Raw genomic sequence first — 23,748 nt, 5'->3', positions numbered from 1 at the left:
GAGATTCCGATGCAGTTCTTTGCCCTTCTAGCGCGCAACACCGAAAAGTTCACCGACGCCGATTTCGCGCCGCTGCTGCCTGGCGAGGCCGAGCAGCGCCGCACGCTCTATGCCGAAGGCGCCGTGCGTCAGGTGTGGAATCGGGGCGACATTCCCGGCAGCGGCATGATGTTCGAAGCCGGCAGCGATGCCGACGTGCGCCACGATCTTGCAACTTTGCCGCTGGTCAAGGCCGGCATGATGGATATTGCCGCCGTCGTGCCGCTGCAGCCATATCCCGGCTTCGGGCCGAAGCGCTGAGCGCTCGTGAAAGACGCGGCTGCCGGCATTAAGACCGGCCAGCCGCCTTTCTTCGTTACGCGGCTCGAGCTGATGCGGAAACGGTCTTGCGCGCCGAAGAAACCATCGACCAGGAGTACATCGCCAGTGCCGCCCAGATCAGCCCGAAGGCTATGGCCTGAACACTGCCGAAAGGTTCGCCGAAAATCAGCACCGCGATCAAAAAGACGATCGTCGGCGCGATATATTGCATGATGCCGATGGTGGAGAGGCGCAGCAGCCTGGCGCCGAACGCAAACAACAGCAGCGGCACGGCGGTGACCGGACCGCAGCCGATCAGCAAGGCGGTGTCGTTCAGCGAGCTCGAGACGAAATGATCCTGTCCTGTGGCGATCAGGAAGATGATGTAGCCGAGTGCCGGCACCGACAGCAGCAGCACTTCAAGCAGGAAGCCCTGGCTCGGGCCGATTGGCAGCGTCTTGCGGAAGAAGCCGTAGGCGGCAAAGGAAAAGGCCAGCACCAGCGACACCCAGGGCAGTTTGCCGGCGTCGATGGTCAGCACCGCGACCGCGATTGCCGCCAGCACCACCGCCGCGATCTGCAGGCGGTCGAGCCGCTCGCCGAGGAGCAGCGCGCCGACAACGACGCTGACCAGCGGGTTGATGTAGTAGCCGAGCGCGGTCTCGATGGTGCGGTCGACCGCGATCGCCCAGACATAGATGCCCCAGTTGACCGAGATCAGCGCCGCCGTCAGCACCGCCATCGAAATGATGCGCGGCGAACGAACTGCCGCTTTGAAATCGGCAGTGCGACCGGCCCAGACCAGGACAGCGGCCGCGATCGGCACCGACCAGACGATGCGGTGGGCGATAACTTCGGCCAGCGGCAGATGCGCGACAGCCTTCATGTAGAAGGGCAGCAGCCCCCAAAGCAGGTAGGCGCCGAGCGCCAGCAGGAAGCCGCGACGAGCTTTGGTATCGGCATCGATTTGAAGTGCTTGGGTAGCCATGGCCCAAGGCTATGCGCCAGCGGCTTGCCCAAAACCATCGCAAATTGCTGATGGATCAATGGAGTCTTGCTGATGGTTCAACACGACCGCTAAACGTCGAACAATTGCCGCTGTCTGCGAGAGTGATTGCAGGCCCGGCACGACACGGTCTCAAGGCGGAGCAGGCTTCTCCTTGAGTTCGAAAAAGACGTTGTCGGGTGAACCTTCATCGTGCCTAAAGCCCGTCAGTTCCGCCGCAAGATCGAGGGGAAGGTCAAAAACAAGATCGACCTCTGTACCTTTGCTATCTTCTTCATCCTGCTTTGAAAAACACTGTTGCTTCAGCGCTTCGAAAGACGCGGGGAGATCACCCGTGACATGCAAGTCCCGCACGGTCTTGTCGCCGCTGTGCCAGACTTTCCAGATGTTCCTTCCGTCGCGCCAGAGCTCGGCGCGCGCGAACATTACATGCTCTTCTATGTGCGCGATCACGATTTCCCGCTCTTGCGAAATCGCGGCCAGATATTGCTGAGGCGGGTTCGGAAAGCTGCAGGGATCGAGGATGATGATCGCCCAGTTCTTTTCGCTGGCATAGGCGTTCACAGGCGCTTCGAAAATCTCCGATGGATCGCCAATCTCGCGCCCGAACAACGCCGCAGCTTCCTTTATCCCGTAACCGCGAAAGCCCAGCCAGCTTATCGAAAAGCCCATTTCTTACTCCGCCGCCGCCAAGCCCGCCATGTCGCGGTTCTTCATCAGCTTATAGACGATCGAATCCATCAGCGCCTGGAAGGAAGCATCGATGATGTTTTCGGAGACGCCGACCGTCCACCAGCGCGCACCGGTGCCGTCATGCGATTCAATCAGCACGCGGGTGATCGCCTCGGTGCCGCCGTTGAGGATGCGCACCTTGAAGTCGGCCAGTTCGAGATCGGCGATCTCGCTCTGGAATTTGCCGAGATCCTTGCGCAGCGCAATGTCGAGCGCGTTGACCGGGCCGTGGCCTTCGGCCACCGACATCTTCTCCTCGCCCTCGACCAGCACTTTCACGATCGCCTCCGAGACCGTCTTCAGCTGGCCGTTGGCGTCGAAGCGGCGCTCGACCATGCAGCGGAACGAAGTGACGCGGAAGAATTCCGGCAGGCCGTGCAGCATCTTGCGCGCCAAAAGCTCAAAGCTGGCGTCGGCACCTTCGTAGGCATAGCCCTCGGCCTCGCGCTCCTTGACCACGGCGATCAGCGCGTCGAGGCGATGGTCGTCCCGGGGCATGTCGATGCCACGCCGTTTCAGCTCAGCCAGGAAATTGGCCTTGCCGCCCTGGTCCGAAACCATGACGCGGCGGCGGTTGCCGACGGTCTCTGGCGGCACATGCTCGTAGGTCGCCGGCTCCTTTGCCAGCGCCGAGGCATGGATGCCGGCCTTGGTAGCAAAAGCGGAGGCGCCGACATAGGGCGCCTGCGCTTCGGGCGCACGGTTCAGCAACTCGTCGAAGGCGCGGGACAGGCGCGATATACCGGTCAACGCCTCTGCCGAAATGCCTGTAGCAAAGCGGCCCGAAAAGGCCGGCTTTAACGCCAATGTCGGCACGATCGAGATCAGGTTGGCGTTGCCGCAGCGCTCGCCGATGCCATTCAGCGTGCCCTGGATCTGGCGGACGCCGGCCTCCACGGCGGCAAGCGAATTCGCCACCGCCTGGCCGGTGTCATCATGGGCGTGGATGCCGAGATGGTCGCCCGGTATGCCAGCGGCGATCACCTTTTCGACGATGGCGCGCACCTCGGAGGGCTGCGTGCCGCCATTGGTGTCGCACAGCACCACCCAGCGCGCGCCGGCATCGTAGGCCGTCCTGGTGCAGGCCAGCGCATAATCGGGGTTGGCCTTGAAGCCGTCGAAGAAATGCTCGCAGTCGACCATCGCCTCCTTGCCAGCAGTGAGCGCCGCCTCGACCGAGGCCTTGATCGCCTCGAGGTTCTCCTCATTGGTGCAGCCGAGCGCGACGCGGACATGGTAGTCCCAACTCTTGGCGACGAAACAGATGGCGTCCGACTTCGACTGGACCAGCGCGGCAAGCCCAGGATCGTTCGAGATCGACACTCCTGCCCGTTTGGTCATGCCAAAGGCAACGAACTTGGCATCGGCCGTGCGACGCTCGGCAAAGAAGGCGGTGTCGGTTGGATTGGCGCCGGGGTAGCCACCCTCGACGTAGTCGATGCCGAACTCGTCGAGCAGCTTGGCGATGGCGATCTTGTCCTCGACGGAGAAGTCGATACCCGGCGTCTGCTGACCATCGCGCAGCGTGGTGTCGAACAGATAAAGGCGCTCGCGAGCCATGGTCATTTCCCGGCAAACATGTCCGTTGCGCGGATCAGCCTGTCGAGGATGCCCGGCTCCGAATAGGCGTGGCCGGCGCCTTCGATCAGATGGAAATCCGCTTTCGGCCACGCCTTGTGCAGCGCCCAGGCGTAGCGCGCCGGGCACGGCATGTCGTAGCGGCCGTGAACGATGGTACCCGGGATATCCTTAAGCTTCCATGCATCGCGCAGCAGCTGTGCCTCTTCCAGCCAGCCGGCATGGACGAAATAGTGGTTCTCGATGCGGGCGAAAGCCAGGGCATAATCATCCTGGCCGAAGGGACCGCTGGTTTCCGGTTCCGGCAGCAGCGTGATCGTCTCGCCCTCCCACAGGCTCCAGGCGCGGGCGGCCTCGACCTGCGCCACAGGATCGCTGCCGACCAGCCGTTTGCGGTAGGCGGCCATCATGTCGCCGCGCTCGGCCTCCGAGATCGGCGCCAGAAACCGCTCCCACTTGTCGGGGAACATCTCCGACACGCCGAACTGGTAGTACCATTCGAGTTCGGCGCGGGTCAGCGTGTAGATGCCGCGCACGACCAGTTCGCTGACCCGCTCGGGGTGGGTCTCGGCAAAGGCCAGCGCCAGCGTCGAACCCCACGAACCGCCGAACACCAGCCATTTGTCGAAGCCGCACATTTTTCGCAGGCGCTCGATGTCGGCGACCAGGTGCCAGGTGGTGTTGGCTTCAAGCGAGGCATTAGGCGTCGATTTTCCGCAGCCGCGCTGGTCGAACAGGATGACATCGTACAGCTTCGGATCGAACAGCCGCCGGTGCTTTGGCGAAATGGTGCCGCCCGGCCCGCCATGCAGGAAGACAGCCGGCTTGGCCCCTCTGGTGCCGGAGCGCTCCCAATAGACCTGATGGCCATCGCCAACGTCGAGCATGCCGGACTCGAAAGCCTCGATCTCGGGATAGAGGGTACGGAATTCGCTGCTCATAATTTCAGGCCCTGCTGCGGCCAGTTGGCCGTCTCGTGATCGGGATGCTGGAAGGAGATGATGGATTCCTGTCGCGCGTAGAAATCCGGGTCGTCATGGATCGGCGCGTCGAAGATCGTCTCGACCCAAGGCAGCCTGGCGGCGTAGTTAACCTGGATCTGCGGCGCCAGATCGGAACGGTCGTCGAAGGCGCCGATGGCGATCTCCAGCGCGCCGGGCTGGCGGTAGGTCAGCGGTGTGCCGCAGCGGGCGCAGAAGCCGCGATCGATGTTGACCGACGACTGAAAGTAACTCGGCTCCTCGCGCACCCATTCGACGCCGTCGCTCGGCACTGTCACCAGCGCGCCGAAAAACGACCCGAACTGTTTCTGGCACATGCGGCAATGACAAATGGACGGGCGGCCGAGCGCCCCGTGGATGCGAAAGCGCACGGCGCCGCACTGGCAGCCGCCGGTACGAACGGTTTCGGTCATGATTTTTCCTCCGGCGGCCATTGTTCGGTGTCGTGGTCGGGATGTTGGTAGGACACGAGATCGGCGAGATAGGAGGCCGACGAGACGTCGGCCATCGTTTCCTCACCTGGCAATTCGTGGACGTGATCCACGTACGGGAGCTTGGCTTCGACACCCCATTGGATGGTCGGCGCAATCTCCTCGGGGTGGTCGAATGTGGCGATGGCGAGGGCCACCCCGTCGGGCGCTTCGAAGGTCAGCGGCGTGCCGCATTCGGCACAGAAACCGCGCAAAGCCGCGTTGGACGAGCGGAAGCGTTTGGGCTCACCGCGCGTCCAGTCCAGCCTTGCGCCGCGCACCGAGACCAGCGGCAGGTAGAAATTGCCGCTCGCCTTCTGGCACATGCGGCAATGGCATACGGAAGCATCGCCGAGAGCTCCTTCGACGCGGAAGCGCACCGCGCCGCACTGGCAGCCGCCTGTATAGACTGGTCTGTTGTCGAGGCTCATCGCGCACTACTCCGGGGCATGGCAAACCGCCTCGACATTGTTGCCGTCGGGATCGAAAACAAAAGCGCCATAATAGTTCGGATGGTAGTGCGGGCGCAGGCCCGGCCGGCCATTGTCCTTGCCGCCGGCGGCAATCGCCGCGGCGTGAAAGGCATCGACCTCGGCGCGGCTGCGAGCGGTGAAGGCGACATGCTGATGATCCTTCGGCTTGTCCTTGCCGGCATGCAGCCAAAACACCGGCCGGTCGCGGCCGTAGCCGCCGACCTTGGCGCCGCCGGTATATTCCTGCGGCACCATGTAGAGCAGCGAGGCGCCGAGCGGCGCCATCGCCTTGTCGTAAAAAGCCTTCGACGCGTCGAAATCCGAAACGGTGATGCCGAGATGATCGATCATCTTTTTACCTCCCAGGTGGTGATGCGTTCGCCGGTGACGGGGTCCTTGCCGTCCTTCAACTGGATGCCTTGCGTCAGCAACTCGTCGCGGATGCGGTCGGCCTCGGCCCAGTTCTTGGCGGCGATCAGCGCGAGGCGTTTGGCGATCGCCTTGGCAATGGCGTCTTCATCCACCTTGGCTGTTGCGATGTCGAAGCCGAGGAACAGAAGCGATGCCTTCAGTGAAGCGGCAGCATCGTTGTCTTCGGCGGCTGCGTTGCCGCTACCTGCGTTGAAATCAACAGCATCACCAGCCAACTGCGTCAGCAACTGGAATGCGGCGTAGGTGGCAAGGTCATCCGACAGCGCTTCGATCACATCCGCCGGCACCGGCTTTGCCGTCGGCGGCGCCAGATCGGCCGCCCGCTTCCATTTGCGCAGCGTATTCTCCGCCTCTTCCAGCTTGCGCACGGAAAAGTCGATCGGCTCGCGATAGTGCGTCATCAGCATCGCCAGCCTGAGCACCTCGCCCGGCCATTTGCGGCCGCCAAAGGTATCCGTCTCCAGCAATTCGGTGATCGAATAGAAATTGCCCAGGCTCTTGGACATCTTCTGGCCCTCGACCTGCAGGAATCCGTTGTGCATCCAAACCTTGGCCATCGTTTCGGTGCCGTGGGCGCAACGCGATTGCGCGATCTCGTTCTCGTGGTGCGGAAAGATCAGGTCGAGACCACCGCCATGGATATCGAACACCTCGCCGAGATAGGCGGCCGACATCGCCGAGCACTCGATGTGCCAGCCCGGCCGACCCCTGCCCCACGGGCTGTCCCAGCCCGGCTCCTCGGGCGAAGACAATTTCCACAGCACGAAATCCTGCGGGTTCTTCTTGTGCTCATCGACGGCGACGCGGGCGCCGGCCTGCTGCTCATCGAGATTGCGCTTCGACAACTGCCCATAATCCGGCATGGAAGCGGTGTCGAACAAGACTTCTCCAGCCGCGACATAGGCATGGCCGCGTTCGATCAAGCGTTGAATCAAGAAGATCATGTCGACCTTGCCGTCGGGCCTGGGCTCGACGAACTCGGTGGCGCGCGGCTCGACCGTCGGTTCCAGGCAACCGAGCGCCGCAACGTCCTTATGGAACTGACCGGCCGTCTTTTCGGTGACCCGCCTGATCGCTTCGTTCAGCGACAGCTTGCCCGATGCAATTTCGCCGCCGAAATCGCGCAGCGCGCGAGCGTTGATCTTGTCGTCGACGTCCGTAATGTTGCGGACGTAAGTGACGTGCGCTTGCCCGTAGAGATGGCGCAGCAAGCGGAACAGCACGTCGAAGACGATCACCGGCCGCGCATTGCCGATATGGGCGAAGTCATAGACCGTCGGGCCGCAGACATACATGCGCACGTTGCGCGGATCGATCGGGAAGAAATCCTCCTTGCTCCGCGTTAGCGTGTTGTAGAGGCGCAGGCTCTTCGATGCGTCAGACATACGTGCGTTCCCGGTGCGTTACTTTGGCATGACCTTTTGGGATCGTGCTCTGGATGGAGTCGGTTGCGCCGAGGCGCAAATCGGCTCCAGCCTGCTGGCCGGGGCGTTTGTCCAATCTGGGAGGAGATGAGGCGAAAACGTCCAGGACCAGCGCGAGGCTAGCCAATAATGCAAATGCCACAAATGGCGAAAGACGTTCTCATGGCCGGCTTTATCGCCTTGCCCGGTGTTGCCGTCAAGTCGCTACCTTCGCCAAAAATATCGTTGGCTCACAGGAATTGAGCCACTGAAACATTTTATTAAACAGGTCGGCACTGTGATGAAACATTCGCCGGCTAGATCAGCAAGCGTCACGATTTGGTCGGATTCGGCCAGCAAACGCAGACACGAAGACGTTACCAGGGAAGAGAACAATGCCTAAGCAAGAATCCAACCGCGCCAAGCAACCGGCGCTCGCCAGCCATTACCGGGCGATCGGCCCGGCAGCAATCGTCGCAGCTCTTCTGCACACCGCGAAGAAGAAGAAGCCGGCGCAAAAAATCGTTTCGCCGCGCGCTGCCTGAGAATGCCGTCGGGAAAGATTGAGGCGCTCACGGCCAACCAGTAATAGTAGCTTTTGCTAAAATAAACTCATCTGACTGTCGTTCGCGCCGGACTTCCGGCGCTTGACCTTGTCGGGCTCAAGCTCGACGACGCCCTTCTCCTGAATCTCCGGCCCGGTATTGGCGACCTTGTTGACGAGGTCGGAAATCGGGATCGCTTCGAAGAAATCGAGCTGGGCGGGTCTCAGCAGATCGGCCACGTCGCGCGGCTCGAGCGTGCGGCAATCCAGCCAGCGCGCGAAATCTTCGGGATGGATCACCACCGGCATGCGGTCGTGGATATGGGCAGTGTCGGCATTGGCGTGGGCGGTCAGAATGGCGCCGGTGTCCATTTCCGAGCCGCCCGGCTCGGCATAGGTCTCAATCAGCCCGGCGAAGGCGACAAGCCCGCCACGCCTTGGCCGCACCCAATAGGGCTGCCCTCTTCTTCCACCGGTTTGGTGCCATTCGTAGAATCCCGAAGCCGGTACCAGAGCGCGGCGATGGCGCATGGCAGCGCGAAACGACGCCTTTTCCGACGCCCCCTCAGAACGCGCGTTGAACAGCAGCGGGAAGTTACGCGTATCCTTGACCCAGGCCGGGATCAGGCCCCAGCGCACCAGCATCGAGCGGCGGGCGGGCAGGTTCGAGCCCGGCGCCTGCGGCAATCCGGCGAGCGCCATCAGCACCGGCTGCGTCGGCGCGATGTTGTAGCGGGCCGGAAACTCCTCAAGTTCCGCCAGGCTGAGAAAGGCGGCGGTCTGGTCCGGAGTGGCGGTCAAGGCAAAGCGTCCGCACATGAATTCAGCTCTCGAATTGGTGGCATGTGAAAGTGGCCATGGAACCCGCCTTTCGCAACCGCTAAAGCTGTTCGCCGACGGCCGGTCCACAACGGGCTATGCCAATCGAGCGATCCGAAGCCCATGGAAGCACGCAAGATCATTCCGGCAGTCTCGGTCTGCGTCGTGCGCGGGAACACGGTGCTGCTGGTCAAGCGGGCCAGGCCGCCCTCGCAAGGCCTCCATGCCTTTCCCGGCGGCAAGGTCGAAGCCGGCGAGACGCTGGAACAGGCAGCACGGCGCGAATTGCTGGAAGAGACCGGATTGCAGGCGTGCAGCTACCGGCCGCTGCGGGAAATCCACATCGACGGCAGCGGCGATGGGCATCCGGTCGACTACTGGCTGACGGTGTTTGGGGCCGATTATGCTGGCGGCGAGGCGGTGGCCAGCGACGACGCCGAAACCGCGGCTTTCTATACGCTGGCCGAAATGACAGCGATGCCGCTCGCCGATGCAGTGTTTGAAATTGCCGACGATCTACTCGGTCCCAACAAAGACGGCGAGACCTGAGCCAGAGAATCGCCTTGCAGGCGACAAATTGTTTCAGCACAAGGACCCATGAGCCGCACGTCTTCGTTTCTCGCCGCATGCCTCGCCGTCAGCGTGGTTGTCGGTGCGCGCCCGGCGATTGCCGCCGAAGCACCGTTCGAGCCCGGGCTGATGCGGCTGGCGGAAGTGCTCGGCTCGCTGCATTTCCTGCGTAATCTGTGTGGCGAGAAGGGCGATCGGTGGCGAGCCGAGATGGAAAAACTGATCGCATCGGAAAATCCGAACCCGGAGCGGCGCGCCCGCTTCATCGCCAGCTTCAACCGCGGTTACCGGTCGTTCGGCGGCACTTATACGCAATGCACCGCCTCGGCGACGGAAGCCATCAGCCGCTACATGAAGGAAGGCGAGACGCTGTCTCGCGACATCGCCTCGCGCTATGGAAACTGACGGCGGCAGCCGCTTTGCGGAAAAGCCGCATCAAGGGTCGGCGCCGTTGCGGCGGACGCGTTCGACGCTTCTCCGCTTGCCTCGAGTGAGGTCTTGGTGCAAACCTGATGTTGCACTTTTGCAACTATGTTAACGAAACGTTAGCGCGCAGATGTGAAATTAACTCAAACTGAAGGTTTCCGTCCCCTTGGCCTGCCTAATCGGCTAAGTTTGAAACGGATCGGACGCAGGTTTGCTGGACGCGACGGAATTTGTAGACGACGACCAAAAAAATGTCGCATTTACAAATACTTACTGCGCCTGCGTGTAAAAGGGACAACTCAAGCTTGATCCCTGTCCAACGGATCACCGCTTGAAAGGGTGGACATCGCAATGGAACATGGCGTCAACGACATCGACGCGCTGGTCAGGGAAGAAAAGCGCCTGACCGCCGTGGAAAGCCACAGCGAAGCCTGGGCAGAAGGATTGTCGGCCGGGATCGAGCCGGAAATCATCGCCGAGGCGGCCCTCGAAACGGCATTCGGCGAAATGCTGCGCACCAATGGCGAGACCTCGGCGCTTGCCCTGCTCGATCGCATGCGTGAAAAGGTGATTGCCGGGGCCTTCGAGCCCGAAAGACTGCGTCACTGACCCCGGTTCTTTGACGACGGCGCGCCGCCGGACATCATGTCCGGGCACATGGATGGGCTGGAACCAGGGAGTAGCAGGCGGTGAATTTTTCGATATCAGGCAAGCCGCGCGGCCTGGTCCTCAGCATTTGGTTCACCGCTTCCTGCGCGATGATTCCTTCTGCACTGTTTCTTGCGAGCAGTCCCTCTCAAGCTCTCAGCGAGATCAAGCGCGAAGACCTTCCCTCACCGGTCACGCCGCCGCCCGACGCTGACATGTCGCCGCCCGGAAGTACCGTGCCGATGCCCGGCCCGCTCGGCACGACGCCACCACCGGCCAGCCAGCCGACGCCATCCGACGAGCCGGAACAAACCGAACCGAAAGGGCCGGCCAACGATGGCGGCATGGCCAATCCGCATGTCGATCCGGACGCGCCCGTGCCCGAAGTCGTCTACGACCTGGCCAAGTTGCCGGAACCGGTCAGGCGCATGCACGATCTGATAGTCGAGGCCTGCAAAAGCGGCGACATCGAAAAACTTCGGCCGCTGATCGGCAAGGGCGACACGATGACCCAATTGTCGCTGGGGGACATCGAGGGCGACCCGATCGCCTTCCTGAAGGGCCTTTCGGGCGATACGGAAGGCCAGGAGATCCTCGCCATCCTGGAAGAAGTGCTCAGTGCCGGTTTTGTCCATGTCGATGCCGGCACGCCGCAGGATCTCTATGTCTGGCCCTATTTCTTCGCCCTGCCACTGGACAAGCTCGACGCCAGACAACGGGTCGAGCTGTTCAAGATCGTCACCGCCAGCGACTATGACGACATGAAGCAGTTTGGTGCCTACATTTTCTACCGCGTCGGCATCACGCCGACCGGACAATGGACGTTCTTCGTCGCCGGCGACTAGCGCGCCAGCGCCTCGGAAAATTCCACCGCCCTGCCCTGGCTTGGCGTGACGATCTCGCCTTCCCACATCACGCGCCGGCCGCGCACGATGGTGCCGACGGGCCAGCCGGTCACCTGCCTACCGTCATAAGGCGTCCAGCCGGCCTTGGAGCCTTGCTGGGCGTTGGCGATGGTGTCGCGGCGCTTCAGATCGACGATGGTCAGATCGGCATCGTAGCCGGCGGCAATACGGCCTTTCCTGGCGATGCCGAAAATACGCTGCGGGCCGTGGCTGGTCAGGTCGACAAAGCGCTGCAACGTCAGCCGGCCGGCGTTGACATGATCCAACATGATCGGCACCAACGTCTGCACCCCGGTCATGCCGGACGGCGACGCCGGATAAGGCTTTGCCTTCTCGGCCAGCGTGTGCGGCGCATGGTCGGAGCCGAGCACATCAACGATGCCTTGCGCAACGCCGTACCAGACCCCGTCGCGATGGCGCGTGGCGCGCACCGGCGGGTTCATCTGGATCAGGGTGCCCAACTGCGCATAATCGTCGGCGCTCAGCGTCAGATGATGCGGCGTCGCCTCGCAGGTCGCGACATCCTTGTGCTGTTCGAGGAAGCCTATCTCCTCGGCGGTCGAGATGTGCAGCACATGGATCCGGGCGCGGACCTGGCGCGCGATTCGCACAAGGCGCTCCGTGCAGCGCAACGCAGCGATCTCGTCGCGCCACACCGGATGTGAGGACGGATCGCCCGCGATGCGCTCGCCAAGCCGCTCGCGCAGCCGGAACTCGTCCTCGGAGTGAAAGGCGGCGCGGCGGCGTGTGTTCCTCAGGATCGAGGCAACGCCTTCGTCGTCCTCGACCAGCAGGTCGCCGGTGGACGAGCCCATGAAAACTTTTATGCCGGCCGCACCAGGCAGCCGCTCGAGATCGCCAGCGTCTTTTGCATTGTCGCGGGTCCCGCCAACCCAGAAGGCAAAGTCGCAATGCATGCGGCCGGTGGCACGCCGCACCTTGTCGGCAAGGGTTGCCTCACTGGTGGTCAGCGGATTGGTGTTTGGCATCTCGAAGACGGCGGTGACGCCGCCGAGCACCGCTGCCCGCGAGCCCGTCTCCAGATCTTCCTTGTGCTCCAGGCCCGGCTCGCGGAAATGCACCTGGCTGTCGACGACGCCCGGCAGGATGTGCAGCCCACGGCAGTCGATCGTCTCACCGGCCGACGCCTGGCGGAGGTCGCCGATGGCAGCGATGCGCCCACCATTGATGCCGACGTCGCGAAAACCCTGGCCGTCGTGATTGACCACGGTGCCGCCTGTCAGGATGAGATCGTAGATGGGGGCCATACGGATCCGGTCTCTTGCGGGGGAAGTTCCAGCGGCTTACGTAATGGCCGATAGTTTTGCAAGATCAGGCTCGTTTTCCCACCATGCCCTTTGCCCCGCTCAGAGATCGCGCACTCGTTTCCGTGTCCGGGCCGGATGCCGAGCACTTTTTACAGAACATCCTGACCACCGACCTCGACGTGCTCGGCAGCAGCGAAGCAAAGCCCGGCGCGCTGCTAACGCCGCAAGGCAAGATCCTTTTCGACTTCCTGATCTCGCGCGCCGGCGAAAATGCTTTCCGACTTGAATGCCGTACCGAGACCGCCGATGATTTCATGCGCCGGCTGACGCTCTACAAATTGCGCGCCAAAGTCGAAATTGCCAAGCTGGATCAGCCGGTTGTGGCCGTCGCATGGGGAAGCGATTCAACCACTTCGCAATTTGAATCAGCACCGTTTGCTGATGCGCGGTTTGTCGATACTGCCGTCAAGCGCTTCTACGATGACACCGCAGATGGCGGCGACCTTGCCGCATGGCAAGCCTTTCGCATCGCCCATGGCATTGCCGAAAGCGGTGCGGACTACCAACTCGGCGACGCTTTTCCGCATGACGTGCTGCTCGACGAGATCGGCGGTGTCGGCTTCAAGAAAGGCTGCTACGTCGGCCAGGAGGTCGTCTCGCGCATGCAGCATCGAGGCACTGCCAGGCGTCGGGTGTTGATTGTCTCGGCCGAACGCACCCTGCCCACTTCGCGCGCAGAGTTGACCGTGGAGGGGCGACCGGTCGGCACGCTTGGCTCGACCGCGGCCAGGACAGGCCTTGCCATTGCCCGCATCGACCGGGTCAAGGCAGCGCTCGACGCCGGCCTGCCGATCCTTGCGGAGGACGTCGCCGTGTCGCTCGCTATCCCGTCCTGGGCGACGTTCAGCTTTCCGCGGGAAGCCATCGGCGCGGAGGACGCCTGATGGCTGCCGATCGCGCCGGGGCGCCGCCGCGCGCCTGGCAGCGCATGCTGTCCGGCCGACGGCTCGATCTGCTCGATCCCTCGCCGCTCGACATCGAGATCTCCGATATTGCCCATGGCCTTGCCCGCGTCGCACGCTGGAACGGCCAGACCAGAGGCGAGCACGCCTTTTCGGTCGCCCAGCATTCGCTGCTGGTCGAAACGCTTGTCGGCGAGCTGACGCCGGATGCCGACGCCGACGCGCGGTTGGCGGCGCTGCTGCACGACGCGCCGGAATATGTCATCGGCGACATGATCTCGCCGTTCAAATCCGTGATGGGCGGCAGCTACAGGGATTGCGAGATCAGGCTGCAGCGCGCCATCCATCTGCGCTTTGCACTGCCGGCCGAACTCGACGCGGGACTGCGCAAGGAGATCAAGCGAGCGGATCAGATCGCCGCTTATTTCGAAGCAACGCTGCTTGCGGGTTTTTCGACGGCAGAGGCGACGGAGTTCTTCGGCAGGCCGCGCGGCTTCAATGCCGAGCGCTTCGACGTCACGCCGCGCTCGGTGACTTGGGCGCAGAATGCCTTTCTCAAACGCTTTGCGGCGATCGAAAAGTCGCGACGCCAGACTGCCGTTCCAGCCGGCTGAAAACGGTAAATTAACCGGCAGGGACAACAGTGCCATGGTTAACCATGGTCCATAGGCTTGCCTCATGCCCGTTGCCGGTATCAAGGCTGGTTCGTCCGTCCGCCGACAGAGGGCCAAAGGCGTTGGTCAGCCGCAACCTATTGAAGACGAGCTGCGCGAACAGAACGAGCGTTTTTCGGCAGCGGTCGAGAACATGTCGCATGGCCTGTGCATGTTCGATGCCGATGAACGGATGATCATCTGCAACGGGAACTACATCAATATCTTTCGCCTCGACGCCGAAGTGGTGCGGCCCGGCATCCGGTTTTTCGACATCCTCCAGCACAGCGTGGATATCGGCATCGCCTCGCAAAGCGCTGAGCAACTCTATGCTATCCGCAAGCCCTATATCGACCAGGCAAAACCTTCCACCTATGAGGAAACGCTTGCAGACGGGCGTATCGTCAACATTTCGCACCGGCCGCTGGCGTCAGGCGGTTGGGTATCGATCTACGAGGACATCACCGAGCAACGGCGCGCCGAGCAGGAGTTGAAGGAGCAGCACCGCCGTTTCGACGCGGCACTTGCCAACATGTCGCAAGGCCTTTTGATGTACGATGCGGATGGCAAGCTGATCGTGCGCAACGAACGTTTCCTGGAACTTTATCATGTCAGGCCGGCCGACTTCCCGCTTGGTATGAGCCACCGTGATGCGTTCAAGCGGCTGCTGGAACTGGGCATTTATACAAAGCTCGACCCCGACAGCGAAATCTCGCAAATCGAAGCCTGCCTGCGGGCGGGGAAAACACACGTAACGCATCGCCATCTCGCTGATGGCAGAACGCTGCTGGTTGCGCGCCGGCCGATGAGCGGCGGCGGCTGGGTCGCGACGTTCGACGACGTCACCGAGCGCAGGCGCGTGGAAGAGCGCATGACCCATCTTGCGCACCACGACACACTGACCAACCTGCCCAATCGCTCGATGCTTCGCGAACGGCTCGACCAAGCCCTGAGTGAGACGAGAGACGGATCGCTGGCGATATTCTCGCTCGACCTCGACCATTTCAAGGCGGTCAACGACAGCTGGGGCCACCCCGCCGGCGACTGGCTGCTGAAATGCGTGGCCGAACGGCTGCAACGGTGCCTGCGCAATGAAACGGACGTTGTCGCCCGCTTCGGCGGCGACGAATTCGTCATCATCCAGTTCAATCTCAAAAGCCCGGGCGACGCGGAAAAGCTGGCCAAACGCATCGTCGAGATCATCGGAAAGCCGTTTCGCGACAAAAGACACGACATGCGTGTCGGCATCAGTCTCGGCATTGCGCTGTTTCCGAATGACGGCAAGGACGCCGACACTTTGCTGAAAAATGCCGATATGGCGCTCTATCGGGCAAAGAGCGAAGGGCGCAACCTGTACCGCTTCTTCGAACCAGCCATGGACGCGATGGTGCGGGCACGCCGGGCGCTCGAAATCGATCTCAGGGCAGCGCTGTCGCGACGGGAATTCGAGCTGGATTTCCAGCCGATCATGAACATCGCCTCCGGCGAAATCGTCGGTGCCGAAGCCTTGATGCGCTGGCGTTCGCCGGTGCGCGGCCTGGTACGGCCGGACGACTTCATCCCGGCCGCCGAGGAGACCGGGCTGATTGTGCCGCTTGGAGAATGGGCGCTGCGAAAAGCCTGCACGACCGCGGCAGGCTGGGCGGCTTGGCGCATCGCCGTCAATGTCTCCGCCGTGCAGATCAAAAGCGGTACCTTTGCCCGCAGCGTTATCTCGGCACTGGCGTTCTCGGGCGTGCCGGCCAACCGGCTTGAACTGGAAATCACCGAAACGGTGCTGATGGACGAGAGCGATCTGGTGCTCAAGACACTCAGGCAGCTACGCGATCTGGGCGTCCGCATCGCGCTGGACGATTTCGGCACCGGCTATTCGTCGCTGGGCTACCTCAGGCGCTTTCCCGTCGACAAGATCAAGATCGATCGCTCTTTCACCCGTGACATCGACAGTCGCGATACCGGGGCGATCGTGCGCGCCATCATCGGGCTTGGCGCACAGCTGGGCATCACCGTCACCGCCGAAGGTGTCGAGACCGAAGCGCAGCTTGAATTCCTGCAAAAGGAGGGTTGTGTCGAGGCCCAGGGCTATTTGATCGGGGTGCCGTCAAAGGCGTCGGACATTAAACGGCTGCTGAAGTCGAGCGCGACGATCCGGCAATCCGGCTAAGTGCGACAGTCTCGCGGAAGCGCGGGCAACCGGCTCCTTGAGATGACGCTCGATCCGCGAATTCCTTGATAGGAGAAGGCGGCATTCAGGTGTGGCGAACCAGGAGGTTCCCAACGGGTCAGAGATGTCCGCTCAATGCCTCCACCATATCCTTGTTCGTCGCCACGGGAACGATCTCGAATTCGACCAGATCCGCCCATTCGATGACCCACCGCTGCAGGAGCGTGACGTCATCGGCCTCCACCAGCAGGAAGCAGCGGCTCATATCCGCTGCGATCCAGCTGTGGTGCACGAGAAGCGCGTCCGGCTTCAGGCGGCCCTGGTCGCGGAAACGGCGGTAGATCTCCTTGCGGTCGCAGCCACGAAAATCCTCGGTTACGAAGAACAGCATCTTTTTCCCCTCAGTTCGGATATTATCGCCCCGGCCGGTCCAGCCGCTCCAGGAACCACTGCGTCAGCCGGACCCAGACCTCGTCTTTTTCGCCGGAGTCTTCCCAGCCGTGGTCGAGGTTGGGGTTGTCGTTGACCTCGATGACGAAGACGCCGTCCCTGGTTTCCTTGAGGTCGACGCCGTAGAGGCCATCGCCAATGCAGCGCGCCGCGCTCACCGCCGTCTCGACGACATGGGCCGGTGCTTCCTTCAGGGTGAACGTCTTGATGCCGCCCTGGTCGGGCTTGCCGTTGGCCTTATGATTGACGATCTGCCAATGTTTCTTGGCCATCAGATAATGGACGGCGAACAAGGGTTGGCCGCCGAGGACACCGACGCGCCAGTCATATTCCGTCGGAATGAATTTTTGCGCGATCAGGAGGTCGGAATCCTCCAGCCATTCGGTTGCGAGCGTCTTCAACTCTTCGAAGGTGCCGCATTTCTTGACGCCGCGCGAAAACGAGGAGTCCGGGATCTTCAGCACCAGCGGGAAGCCCAGCGTCTGTGCCGCAACTTCCAGGTCCGAAGTGCCAGCAATCATCACCGTCGGCGGCACCGGTACCTTGTTGTAGGTCATCAGCTCGTTGAGATAGACCTTGTTGGTGCAGCGGATCATCGACAGCGGATCGTCGATGACCGGCATGCCTTCCTGCTGGGCGCGGCGGGCAAAGCGGTAGGTGTGGTTGGAGATCGAAGTGGTCTCGCGGATGAACAGCGCGTCGTAGTTGGCGAGCTTGGCCAGATCCCGCTTGGTGATCGGCTCGATTTCGACGCCCATCTTTTCAGCGATCTTGGCCCAGTGGCGCAGCGACGAAATCTCCGACGGCGGCAGTTCCTCATGCGGATCGACCAGCGTTGCGAAAGTGTAGCGCGCCGGCGTGCGGCCCTTGGTGTCGCGCCACTCGCGGTTGGTGTAGATCTCCAGGCACTGGAGAAAGTGCGTTTCCTCGTCCTCGGTCATCCTGGCCAGGGGATGGAAGCCGATCTTGCGGATCGAGGCCCATTCGGCGCTGTCCCTGATGTGGACCTCGAGTGCCGGGGCACGGAACCAGTCGAACAGAAGTTTTGCGAAGCGGTCCCAGATCCTGGACGGTCCGATGCCGAAGAAGATGCAGACCTTCTGCGGGAAAGCGCCGCCCAGATCCTTGCGGCACTTGTTGAGTGCGAGTTCGAGTTCCGGCAACGCGTGCTCATAGAGCTTGCGCTCCGACAGATCGATCATTGTTTCGACCGTCGGGATGACCTTATGGCCACGCGAACCCGCGAGCAGCGAGGCGTAGTAGCCGCGGCTCTGGTAGCCGTAATTGTTCGACAGGTTGATTACCTTCGGCCGCTGACCGCGAAAGAGTGCCGGATGGGCAAGGTAGTCGCGATTGGTGATGATCTTGTGCGGCGTCGCCACTTGGTCGAGATCGTTCTGCCGGCCGGTAAGGATGACCCAGGTCATTGGCTGTCGCGCTTTCCGAGAGTGATGGCGGCGCGCAATCCGTCGCGGCCGAATTGCGCCATGTTCATGAAGATGCCGTAAGGCACGGGAATGTTGGCAGCATCGAGGATCGTCTCCTGCCGCTCGTCCTCGACCCAAGGGTCGTGGATCAGGATATGATCGCCGTCGTCACCGATGGCCAATACCCAGTGCGGAACCTTCTTGCCGAACATCAGGAAGCCGCTGATCAGGACCAGTACCAGTTTTCCCTCTGCGATCGCGGTGCGAATGTCGTCAAGCCCGAATGAACGGTAATTCACCGGGATGCCGTAAAGTTCCGCGCGGCGGCGAAAGTCGACCTGCGCCAGCTCCATCACCCGGCGCTTGTCCTCGCTGCGCACCGACTGCAGGAACAGCGCGCCGTAGAAGGAGACATAGATCTCAGCAGCAAGCCCGCTCTCATAGCCAGCGACGGCCAGCCCGAACGGTTCGCAGCCGCCCGGCCCCGACATCATGAAAACGGTCGTCGCCTCACGCCACAGCCTGATTTCCATAACCGGATCCGGCACGAATCCGGGGTCGAAGTTAGCCATCGCCATCATCAGGCAGCATGGTCCGCAGGTGAATTCGCAAGTCTGCTGATAAAACGGCACTTCGGTGGCGACCGGAATGTCGCCGCGCAAGGTCTTTTCATAGCGCAGCGCAGTGGCGCCATCCTCATAGTAGTCCGGTTCACGACCGATCTTGCGGTAGCCGCTCTGCTCGTAGATCTGGATGGCGCGCGGGTTGTCCTCGCGGACTTCCAAACGAAGCATCATGCGGCCATGCTCGAAAGCGGCGGCTTCAGCCTGTTCCAGCAGCAGGCGGCCAACGCCACGGCCGCCGAAAAATGGACCGACGGCGATCGAATAAAGCCGCGCGACGCCGCTGCCCTTGCGAAACAGCACGACCGCATAGCCGGCGACGTGGCCATCGTTCTCGCCAACCAGCAGTTCGGCGGTGTCGCGTTCGATCAGTTGGCGAAAAGAGCGGCGAGAAATGCGGTCGCTCGAGAAAACAGCTTTTTCGATGGCGGCGAGGTCATCGACGTCGGACGCGCGGGCCTTGCGAATCTCGGCAGGCATGCGGGCTCAGAAAACCTCGATTGGGTTGTGGAAACTGCCCTAGTCTAAACATCGGTCACACCAGCCGAAGTGCCAGCATTCAGCAAGCGCTATCGCACCTCGATTAGGGCCGAATTGTGACAGTTTTCAAGGCAGGCAGGTCGCGCAAAGGCTTTGAAACGACCTTCGTGTTTCGGCATCGGCGCGGCTCCGGAAAACGAGATCCTGCTCAGCTTTTCAAGCCCGCCAGAAGCTGGCCATAGGCGCTCTTGGCCACTGCGGCCAGCTGCTCGCGCGGCAGCGATCCGACGACGGCGCAGCCATAACCCTTGTCCAGCCAGTAGACGGCCTCAGGACCATCTTCTTCCCCATAAGTGCCCTTGGCCTTGGCTGCCGATTCGGCGATGACGAAGAGCGAAATGCGCTCGCCCTTGTCGTCCTCGTAAAGCAGCATCGCGGCCTTGCCCTGGCCGGCAGGCAGCAGCCGGCCACCGACCAGTTGGAAACCTTGCGCGGCCAGATCCGGTGCGACGAGCTTCAAACCCACCTGGTTCGACAACCAGCTCTGCAAATGATCCTTGTCGCTTGCCGGCACTTCCACCGCATGCCGCTTTTCGGCGGCATAGATGACATGGGCGGCGATCGCCTCTTCGGCAAGCTGGTCTTCGGCCGTGTTTTCCAGGCCGAGGCGGCCGATGCCGGCAAGGTAGCCGCCAGCGCCGCCAATCACCAGGATGGCGGCAGCGGCGGCCGCAAGCCACCAACGCGAGCGCGATGGCGACACTCTGACCACCGGCGCCTCGCCAAGCACCACCTTGGTCAGCCGCACCGGGACGGGCTCGTCCAGCACGCCGTTAAAGGCTGCGCGCAACGCTGCCCGGTCGGCGGCGTAGCGTGCGCTCCTGGCCTTCATCTCGGCATTGGCCTCGAGCCATGCCTCATAGGCCGTCCGCTCATCGCCCGGCAACTCGCCATCGAGAGCCATGTGGATGTCGCGTTCGGAGAAATCGCGTCGGCTCATTTCTCGACGATCCTTATCGACCGGCGGCGCGCGGTATCATCAAGCAGCGCGCGCAGTTCCTCGCGCCCGCGCGCGATGCGCGACATCAAGGTGCCGGCGGGAACCCCAAGGATGTTGGCGGCTTCGGCGTAGGAAAACCCTTCGATGGCGACCATCACAAGTGCCGCGCGCCGGTCAGGGCTGATCGCCTGCAGCGCGTCGACGATCTCGCGCGAGGCGATGCTCTCGACCTGCTCGGCGGGTGCTGCCTGCGCCTCGCTCGCCTCGAGCGGCAGCATCGCTGCCTCGCCGCGCCGGTTCACCTTGCGCATCTGGTCGATGAACAAATGATGCATGATCGTAAACAGCCACCTCCTGGGGCTTTCTCCTGTCTGCCAATTGTCGAGCCGCACAAGTGCCCGCTCGAGACAATCCTGGACGAGATCGTCAGCGGAATCGCGGTCGCGCAACAGCGAGCGTGCATAGCGGCGCAGACGCGGTATTTCACCAAGGATTGCTGCCTTCTTTTCGTCCATGACCGCTGGTTCTGGAGGGCCCCTGTCCGTGATGATTGAACGCGCCTTTGCAGCGCGGCGCAAGCGGCCAGCGCGAAGCGGTCCGCCGCCCCGGTCACCCAAGCAAATGAATAACGCTGCCAGTGGCAGGTTTATTCCCGGCCAAATTGAAATCGTCAGCTATTGCTCGTCTCGAGCTTTGCTTTCGCCGCCCTTGTCAGCAGCCGCTGATAGAACAGGCCGATGCCGATGAGCACCGCGCCGAGGCCGATGAAGGACAGCGCCCGCAACACGCCTTCCAGTTCCGACATGTCGAAGATGAAGACTTTGAGCACGGCGATCGAGATCAGCGCCGCCGACGCTATGCGCAGCACCTGCGACTTCAGCCATACACCTGCGGTGAGCAGCACCACGCCGATGACCAGCCACAGTGCCGAATAAGTATAGGTCTCGAGCTGGCCGAGACCGCTCCACAGCCCGATGAACTCGCCCTTGAACAGGCGCCTGACCGACAGCGTGGCATAGGCGAAGCCGAGCACCGCCGCCACCATCGCCAGCATCGCTGCATACCATTTCGGTCGTTTGTCGCGGGCATAGAGCGCCAGTGCGCCGGCCGCAACCGCCGGCAAGAGGTAGGCGAGGAACAGAAGATTGAACACCGGAATGCTGCCGGTCGATTCATCCGTCAGCAGCGGGTTCAGCGCCAGAAAATGCTGGAGGACGATGAACGCGACCGAGACCACGCCCGCTGCAATCGAGCCGTAGCGCAGCACCGAACTTGGCGAGCGCATGTCGATGGCGACCAGGATGGCACCGGCACCGATGGCGATCAGCGTGTAGATCGCCTGTTCGGCAAGCGTCGCAGCAGCCGTATCGATGACGCCGCCATGCATGGCATGGCGCACCAGCATGGCGACGGTGAGCAGGGCAAACAGCGCGGCGCCGGCCTCCATGGCGAGGCGCGGTCGGCCGTTGGTGGTTCGGGCAAGCTGCCAGGCGGCAAAACCGAAAGCGAGCGCCGGCACGCCATATCCAAGCAGCAGCCAGTTGAACACCGGCGTCTTCGACAGGAACTCGGCACCGACGATGGTCGGGTCGAAGGCAGCGCGACCAAGCACTGCAATCACCGCACCAACGGAAATCCAGCCAAGCACCGGATAGCTACGCCAGCGCGTCGCCAGCGCCGGCACGGCGGCGGCTGCTCCGAGCAGGATGGTTGTCCAGCCGGAACCAAAGGCCATGTGCAGCATCAGCAGGCCGGCAATCGCCGCCCCGCCGAGCGCAAAGGAGACAGCAGCGCCGCCGGTTAGCGGCGGCGCTTCGCCGCGCGCTATCCATTCGCCGCCGGCGACGAAGACTCCGACCAAAACGGCTGCGACCGCCGCATAAGCAAGGTCTCGGTCGAGATTGCCGAAGGTAGACCAGAGCGCCAGCAGGATGACCAGTGGCGCGACAGCGCTCCAGGCCGCCCATGCGGCGGCGCGCAGCCAGCCAGAGGCCGCAAAACGGCGCGCCGCCCAAAAGCCGGCGCCGATGAAGACCAGGCCGAGAGCGATGCCGACCCTGAACATCAAGGCATCGGACGCCACGACCGGCATGCCGTCGACGCCGAGAGCGCCACCCGAAAAATCTGAAGCGATCGTGGTCGGCGGAATGATGCCGAGATAGACCAGTACCGTCGCCAGCCCGGCGGCGTGCAGCAGTGCAAGCGCCCGCGGCCGGTAGAGCGCCACCGCCACCAGGGCTGCGACAAGGGCGGCCCCCGGCAATGCACCGCGGATGGCGACGAAGGCCGGATCGACAAACAGGGCCAGCGCCGAAAGGCCGACGAAGAAGCCCGGCGCGATCGACGGCCAGTCGAAGCCGCTGCCGGCGCCCGCATCGTCGCGGCGGCCAAGCCAGACGAAGGCGAGCACGGCCAGTGTCACTCCGTCGATAAAGAGGATGACGGCAAGGTTCGCCCCCGGCGCGTCGGTCATATAGAAGATGGTCCAGACGCCCGTGGCGACGAAGGCTGCGGCCATCAAAAGCCTCCAGTCGCGGATGCGAGCAATGACGCAGGTGGCGGCGAGCACGATCGCCAGATAGCCGAACAGCGCCCACGGATTGGGCGCCTGCGAGGCGACCAGCAGCGGCGTCACCATGGCACCGAGTAGGCCGACGCCGGCCAGCGCCTGACCGTGGACCAGGCTTGCCGCGATCGTCGCCACCCCGATGGCGCCGAGCAGCGTGAAAGCGAGCGTCGGGCCGATGAAGCCGTAAATGCTGTACGCGGCGTAGACGGTACCGAACAGGATGAAAGCGCCGGCCGCCGTCAGGATCGCCGGGATATAGGCACCGGCAGCACCTTGCACCGGCACCCTGAAGCCGGTGCGCCGGATGAACTCGCCGCCGGCGACCAGCACCAGCCCGAGTGCCGCCGCCATGACAAGCCGCACGCGTGGCCCGAAAATGCCGGCCTCGATGGTGTAGCGGATCAGAAACAAGCCACCCAGCGCCAGCGCGATGCCGCCGACCCAGACCGCCCAGCGGGTACCGAGCGCCGTTTCGACGTCGGACTGGCGAGCTGCCTTCGCCGCTGCCGCCGGTTGCGCCGACTCCGGCGCGGACGGCGCCGTTGTATCGGCATCGGCCTCTGTAGCTGACACGACCGCTGCGGGCCGTGGCGATACGGCCATGTCGGCTGTGACCGCAAGCGGGATTGCGGCATCCGCCGGTTTGCTGTCGTTTGCAGCCGGTTCCTTGGCTTGCGGCGGCAGCGCGGGCGTGCCCGAAAGCACAAGGCTGCGCAAGGCGCCAAGCTCGCGCTCGATCAGGCCGATGCGGCTCTGCTGGCGTGAAATGATGACGAACAGCGCGATGATGGCGACGAGGCCAATCAGGCTTTCAAACATGGCGGTTCCCCCAAACCAAGCCAGTT

Annotated in this window: 25 protein-coding genes; 9 read left to right on the top strand and 16 right to left on the bottom strand. The window is 62.8% G+C overall.

Annotated elements, in window-relative coordinates:
* The first annotated feature begins 9 nt into the window (after positions 1–9).
* On the top strand, positions 10–300 hold the full coding sequence (locus NKH67_RS25760) for a muconolactone Delta-isomerase family protein (RefSeq protein WP_352501833.1): 291 nt from the start codon (positions 10–12) through the stop codon (positions 298–300).
* A 55-nt stretch (positions 301–355) separates the two neighbouring features.
* Here the strand turns inward: NKH67_RS25760 and rarD are convergent, their stop codons facing one another.
* From rarD to cysS, 8 genes are all read right to left on the bottom strand, one after another.
* Entirely contained in the window at positions 356–1,288 is a 933-nt protein-coding gene (rarD, locus tag NKH67_RS25755) for an EamA family transporter RarD (RefSeq protein WP_352501832.1), read from the bottom strand.
* A gap of 150 nt (positions 1,289–1,438) precedes the next feature.
* Positions 1,439–1,978 (bottom strand): hypothetical protein, encoded by a 540-nt coding sequence (locus tag NKH67_RS25750; protein ID WP_352501831.1) that lies wholly within the window; start codon positions 1,976–1,978, stop codon positions 1,439–1,441.
* Positions 1,979–1,981: 3 nt separating this feature from the next.
* Positions 1,982–3,604, bottom strand: coding sequence for a citramalate synthase (gene cimA, locus NKH67_RS25745; RefSeq protein ID WP_352501830.1), 1,623 nt, complete (start codon positions 3,602–3,604; stop codon positions 1,982–1,984).
* Entirely contained in the window at positions 3,601–4,557 is a 957-nt protein-coding gene (gene pip / locus NKH67_RS25740) for a prolyl aminopeptidase (RefSeq protein WP_352501829.1), read from the bottom strand. Before pip ends, cimA begins: the two co-directional genes overlap by 4 nt.
* On the bottom strand, positions 4,554–5,030 hold the full coding sequence (locus NKH67_RS25735) for a GFA family protein (protein ID WP_352448982.1): 477 nt from the start codon (positions 5,028–5,030) through the stop codon (positions 4,554–4,556). Before NKH67_RS25735 ends, pip begins: the two co-directional genes overlap by 4 nt.
* On the bottom strand, positions 5,027–5,518 hold the full coding sequence (locus NKH67_RS25730; protein WP_023677742.1) for a GFA family protein: 492 nt from the start codon (positions 5,516–5,518) through the stop codon (positions 5,027–5,029). The genes NKH67_RS25735 and NKH67_RS25730 overlap by 4 nt, the downstream gene beginning before the upstream one ends.
* A gap of 6 nt (positions 5,519–5,524) precedes the next feature.
* Positions 5,525–5,911: a VOC family protein gene (locus tag NKH67_RS25725; RefSeq protein ID WP_352448983.1), complete on the bottom strand. Its 387-nt coding sequence runs from the start codon at positions 5,909–5,911 to the stop codon at positions 5,525–5,527.
* Positions 5,908–7,377 carry a cysteine--tRNA ligase gene (cysS, locus tag NKH67_RS25720; protein WP_352471064.1) on the bottom strand — a complete coding sequence of 490 codons (1,470 nt, stop codon included), beginning with the start codon at positions 7,375–7,377 and terminating at the stop codon, positions 5,908–5,910. The genes NKH67_RS25725 and cysS overlap by 4 nt, the downstream gene beginning before the upstream one ends.
* 413 nt (positions 7,378–7,790) lie before the next feature.
* On the opposite strand from cysS, the gene NKH67_RS25715 reads away from it, so the two are divergent.
* Entirely contained in the window at positions 7,791–7,940 is a 150-nt protein-coding gene (locus NKH67_RS25715) for a hypothetical protein (protein WP_023677745.1), read from the top strand.
* Positions 7,941–7,996: 56 nt separating this feature from the next.
* Here the strand turns inward: NKH67_RS25715 and NKH67_RS25710 are convergent, their stop codons facing one another.
* Positions 7,997–8,758, bottom strand: coding sequence for an SOS response-associated peptidase (locus tag NKH67_RS25710; protein WP_352471063.1), 762 nt, complete (start codon positions 8,756–8,758; stop codon positions 7,997–7,999).
* 123 nt (positions 8,759–8,881) lie between these two features.
* On the opposite strand from NKH67_RS25710, the gene NKH67_RS25705 reads away from it, so the two are divergent.
* The 4 genes from NKH67_RS25705 (at position 8,882) to NKH67_RS25690 (ending at position 11,247) form a co-directional block, all read left to right on the top strand.
* Entirely contained in the window at positions 8,882–9,307 is a 426-nt protein-coding gene (locus tag NKH67_RS25705; RefSeq protein ID WP_352471062.1) for an NUDIX hydrolase, read from the top strand.
* A 48-nt stretch (positions 9,308–9,355) separates the two neighbouring features.
* Complete coding sequence (locus NKH67_RS25700; protein ID WP_023677748.1) at positions 9,356–9,733, top strand: TIGR02301 family protein; 378 nt, start codon at positions 9,356–9,358, stop codon at positions 9,731–9,733.
* A gap of 372 nt (positions 9,734–10,105) precedes the next feature.
* The gene (locus tag NKH67_RS25695; protein WP_023677749.1) at positions 10,106–10,363 is read left to right on the top strand and encodes a hypothetical protein; all 258 of its coding nucleotides are present in this window, start codon (positions 10,106–10,108) and stop codon (positions 10,361–10,363) included.
* An 80-nt stretch (positions 10,364–10,443) separates the two neighbouring features.
* Positions 10,444–11,247: a hypothetical protein gene (locus NKH67_RS25690; RefSeq protein WP_352501828.1), complete on the top strand. Its 804-nt coding sequence runs from the start codon at positions 10,444–10,446 to the stop codon at positions 11,245–11,247.
* Here the strand turns inward: NKH67_RS25690 and NKH67_RS25685 are convergent.
* Complete coding sequence (locus NKH67_RS25685; RefSeq protein ID WP_352501827.1) at positions 11,244–12,575, bottom strand: dihydroorotase; 1,332 nt, start codon at positions 12,573–12,575, stop codon at positions 11,244–11,246. The two genes, NKH67_RS25690 and NKH67_RS25685, sit on opposite strands and share 4 nt — an antisense overlap.
* Before the next feature lie 83 nt (positions 12,576–12,658).
* Between NKH67_RS25685 and ygfZ the strand changes: the two genes are divergently transcribed.
* The 3 genes from ygfZ (at position 12,659) to NKH67_RS25670 (ending at position 16,354) form a co-directional block, all read left to right on the top strand.
* Positions 12,659–13,519: a CAF17-like 4Fe-4S cluster assembly/insertion protein YgfZ gene (gene ygfZ / locus NKH67_RS25680; RefSeq protein ID WP_352501826.1), complete on the top strand. Its 861-nt coding sequence runs from the start codon at positions 12,659–12,661 to the stop codon at positions 13,517–13,519.
* Positions 13,519–14,151 carry a YfbR-like 5'-deoxynucleotidase gene (locus tag NKH67_RS25675; protein ID WP_352501825.1) on the top strand — a complete coding sequence of 211 codons (633 nt, stop codon included), beginning with the start codon at positions 13,519–13,521 and terminating at the stop codon, positions 14,149–14,151. The genes ygfZ and NKH67_RS25675 overlap by 1 nt, the downstream gene beginning before the upstream one ends.
* 64 nt (positions 14,152–14,215) lie before the next feature.
* Entirely contained in the window at positions 14,216–16,354 is a 2,139-nt protein-coding gene (locus NKH67_RS25670; protein ID WP_352501824.1) for a putative bifunctional diguanylate cyclase/phosphodiesterase, read from the top strand.
* Between the two features lie 118 nt (positions 16,355–16,472).
* Here NKH67_RS25670 and NKH67_RS25665 read toward each other — a convergent pair whose 3' ends face one another.
* The 6 genes from NKH67_RS25665 to NKH67_RS25640 all read right to left on the bottom strand — a co-directional run bounded on the left by NKH67_RS25665 (position 16,473) and on the right by NKH67_RS25640 (position 23,722).
* On the bottom strand, positions 16,473–16,745 hold the full coding sequence (locus tag NKH67_RS25665) for a DUF3303 domain-containing protein (protein WP_023719871.1): 273 nt from the start codon (positions 16,743–16,745) through the stop codon (positions 16,473–16,475).
* A gap of 22 nt (positions 16,746–16,767) precedes the next feature.
* Entirely contained in the window at positions 16,768–18,231 is a 1,464-nt protein-coding gene (locus tag NKH67_RS25660) for a RimK family ATP-grasp domain-containing protein (protein ID WP_352501823.1), read from the bottom strand.
* A complete protein-coding gene (locus NKH67_RS25655) occupies positions 18,228–19,334 on the bottom strand; it encodes a peptidase C39 family protein (RefSeq protein WP_352471055.1) in 1,107 nt (368 codons plus the stop codon). The genes NKH67_RS25660 and NKH67_RS25655 overlap by 4 nt, the downstream gene beginning before the upstream one ends.
* A gap of 208 nt (positions 19,335–19,542) precedes the next feature.
* Complete coding sequence (locus tag NKH67_RS25650) at positions 19,543–20,334, bottom strand: anti-sigma factor family protein (protein WP_352471054.1); 792 nt, start codon at positions 20,332–20,334, stop codon at positions 19,543–19,545.
* Positions 20,331–20,849 (bottom strand): sigma-70 family RNA polymerase sigma factor, encoded by a 519-nt coding sequence (locus NKH67_RS25645; RefSeq protein ID WP_023719875.1) that lies wholly within the window; start codon positions 20,847–20,849, stop codon positions 20,331–20,333. The genes NKH67_RS25650 and NKH67_RS25645 overlap by 4 nt, the downstream gene beginning before the upstream one ends.
* A gap of 155 nt (positions 20,850–21,004) precedes the next feature.
* Complete coding sequence (locus NKH67_RS25640; RefSeq protein WP_352501822.1) at positions 21,005–23,722, bottom strand: DUF2339 domain-containing protein; 2,718 nt, start codon at positions 23,720–23,722, stop codon at positions 21,005–21,007.
* Positions 23,723–23,748: the final 26 nt, after the last annotated feature.

The organism is Mesorhizobium sp. M0968, assembly GCF_040319065.1.
GTDB lineage: Bacteria > Pseudomonadota > Alphaproteobacteria > Rhizobiales > Rhizobiaceae > Mesorhizobium.
The sequence above is the reverse complement of the archived record's forward strand: the minus strand, read 5'-3'. Positions and strand labels throughout refer to the sequence as shown.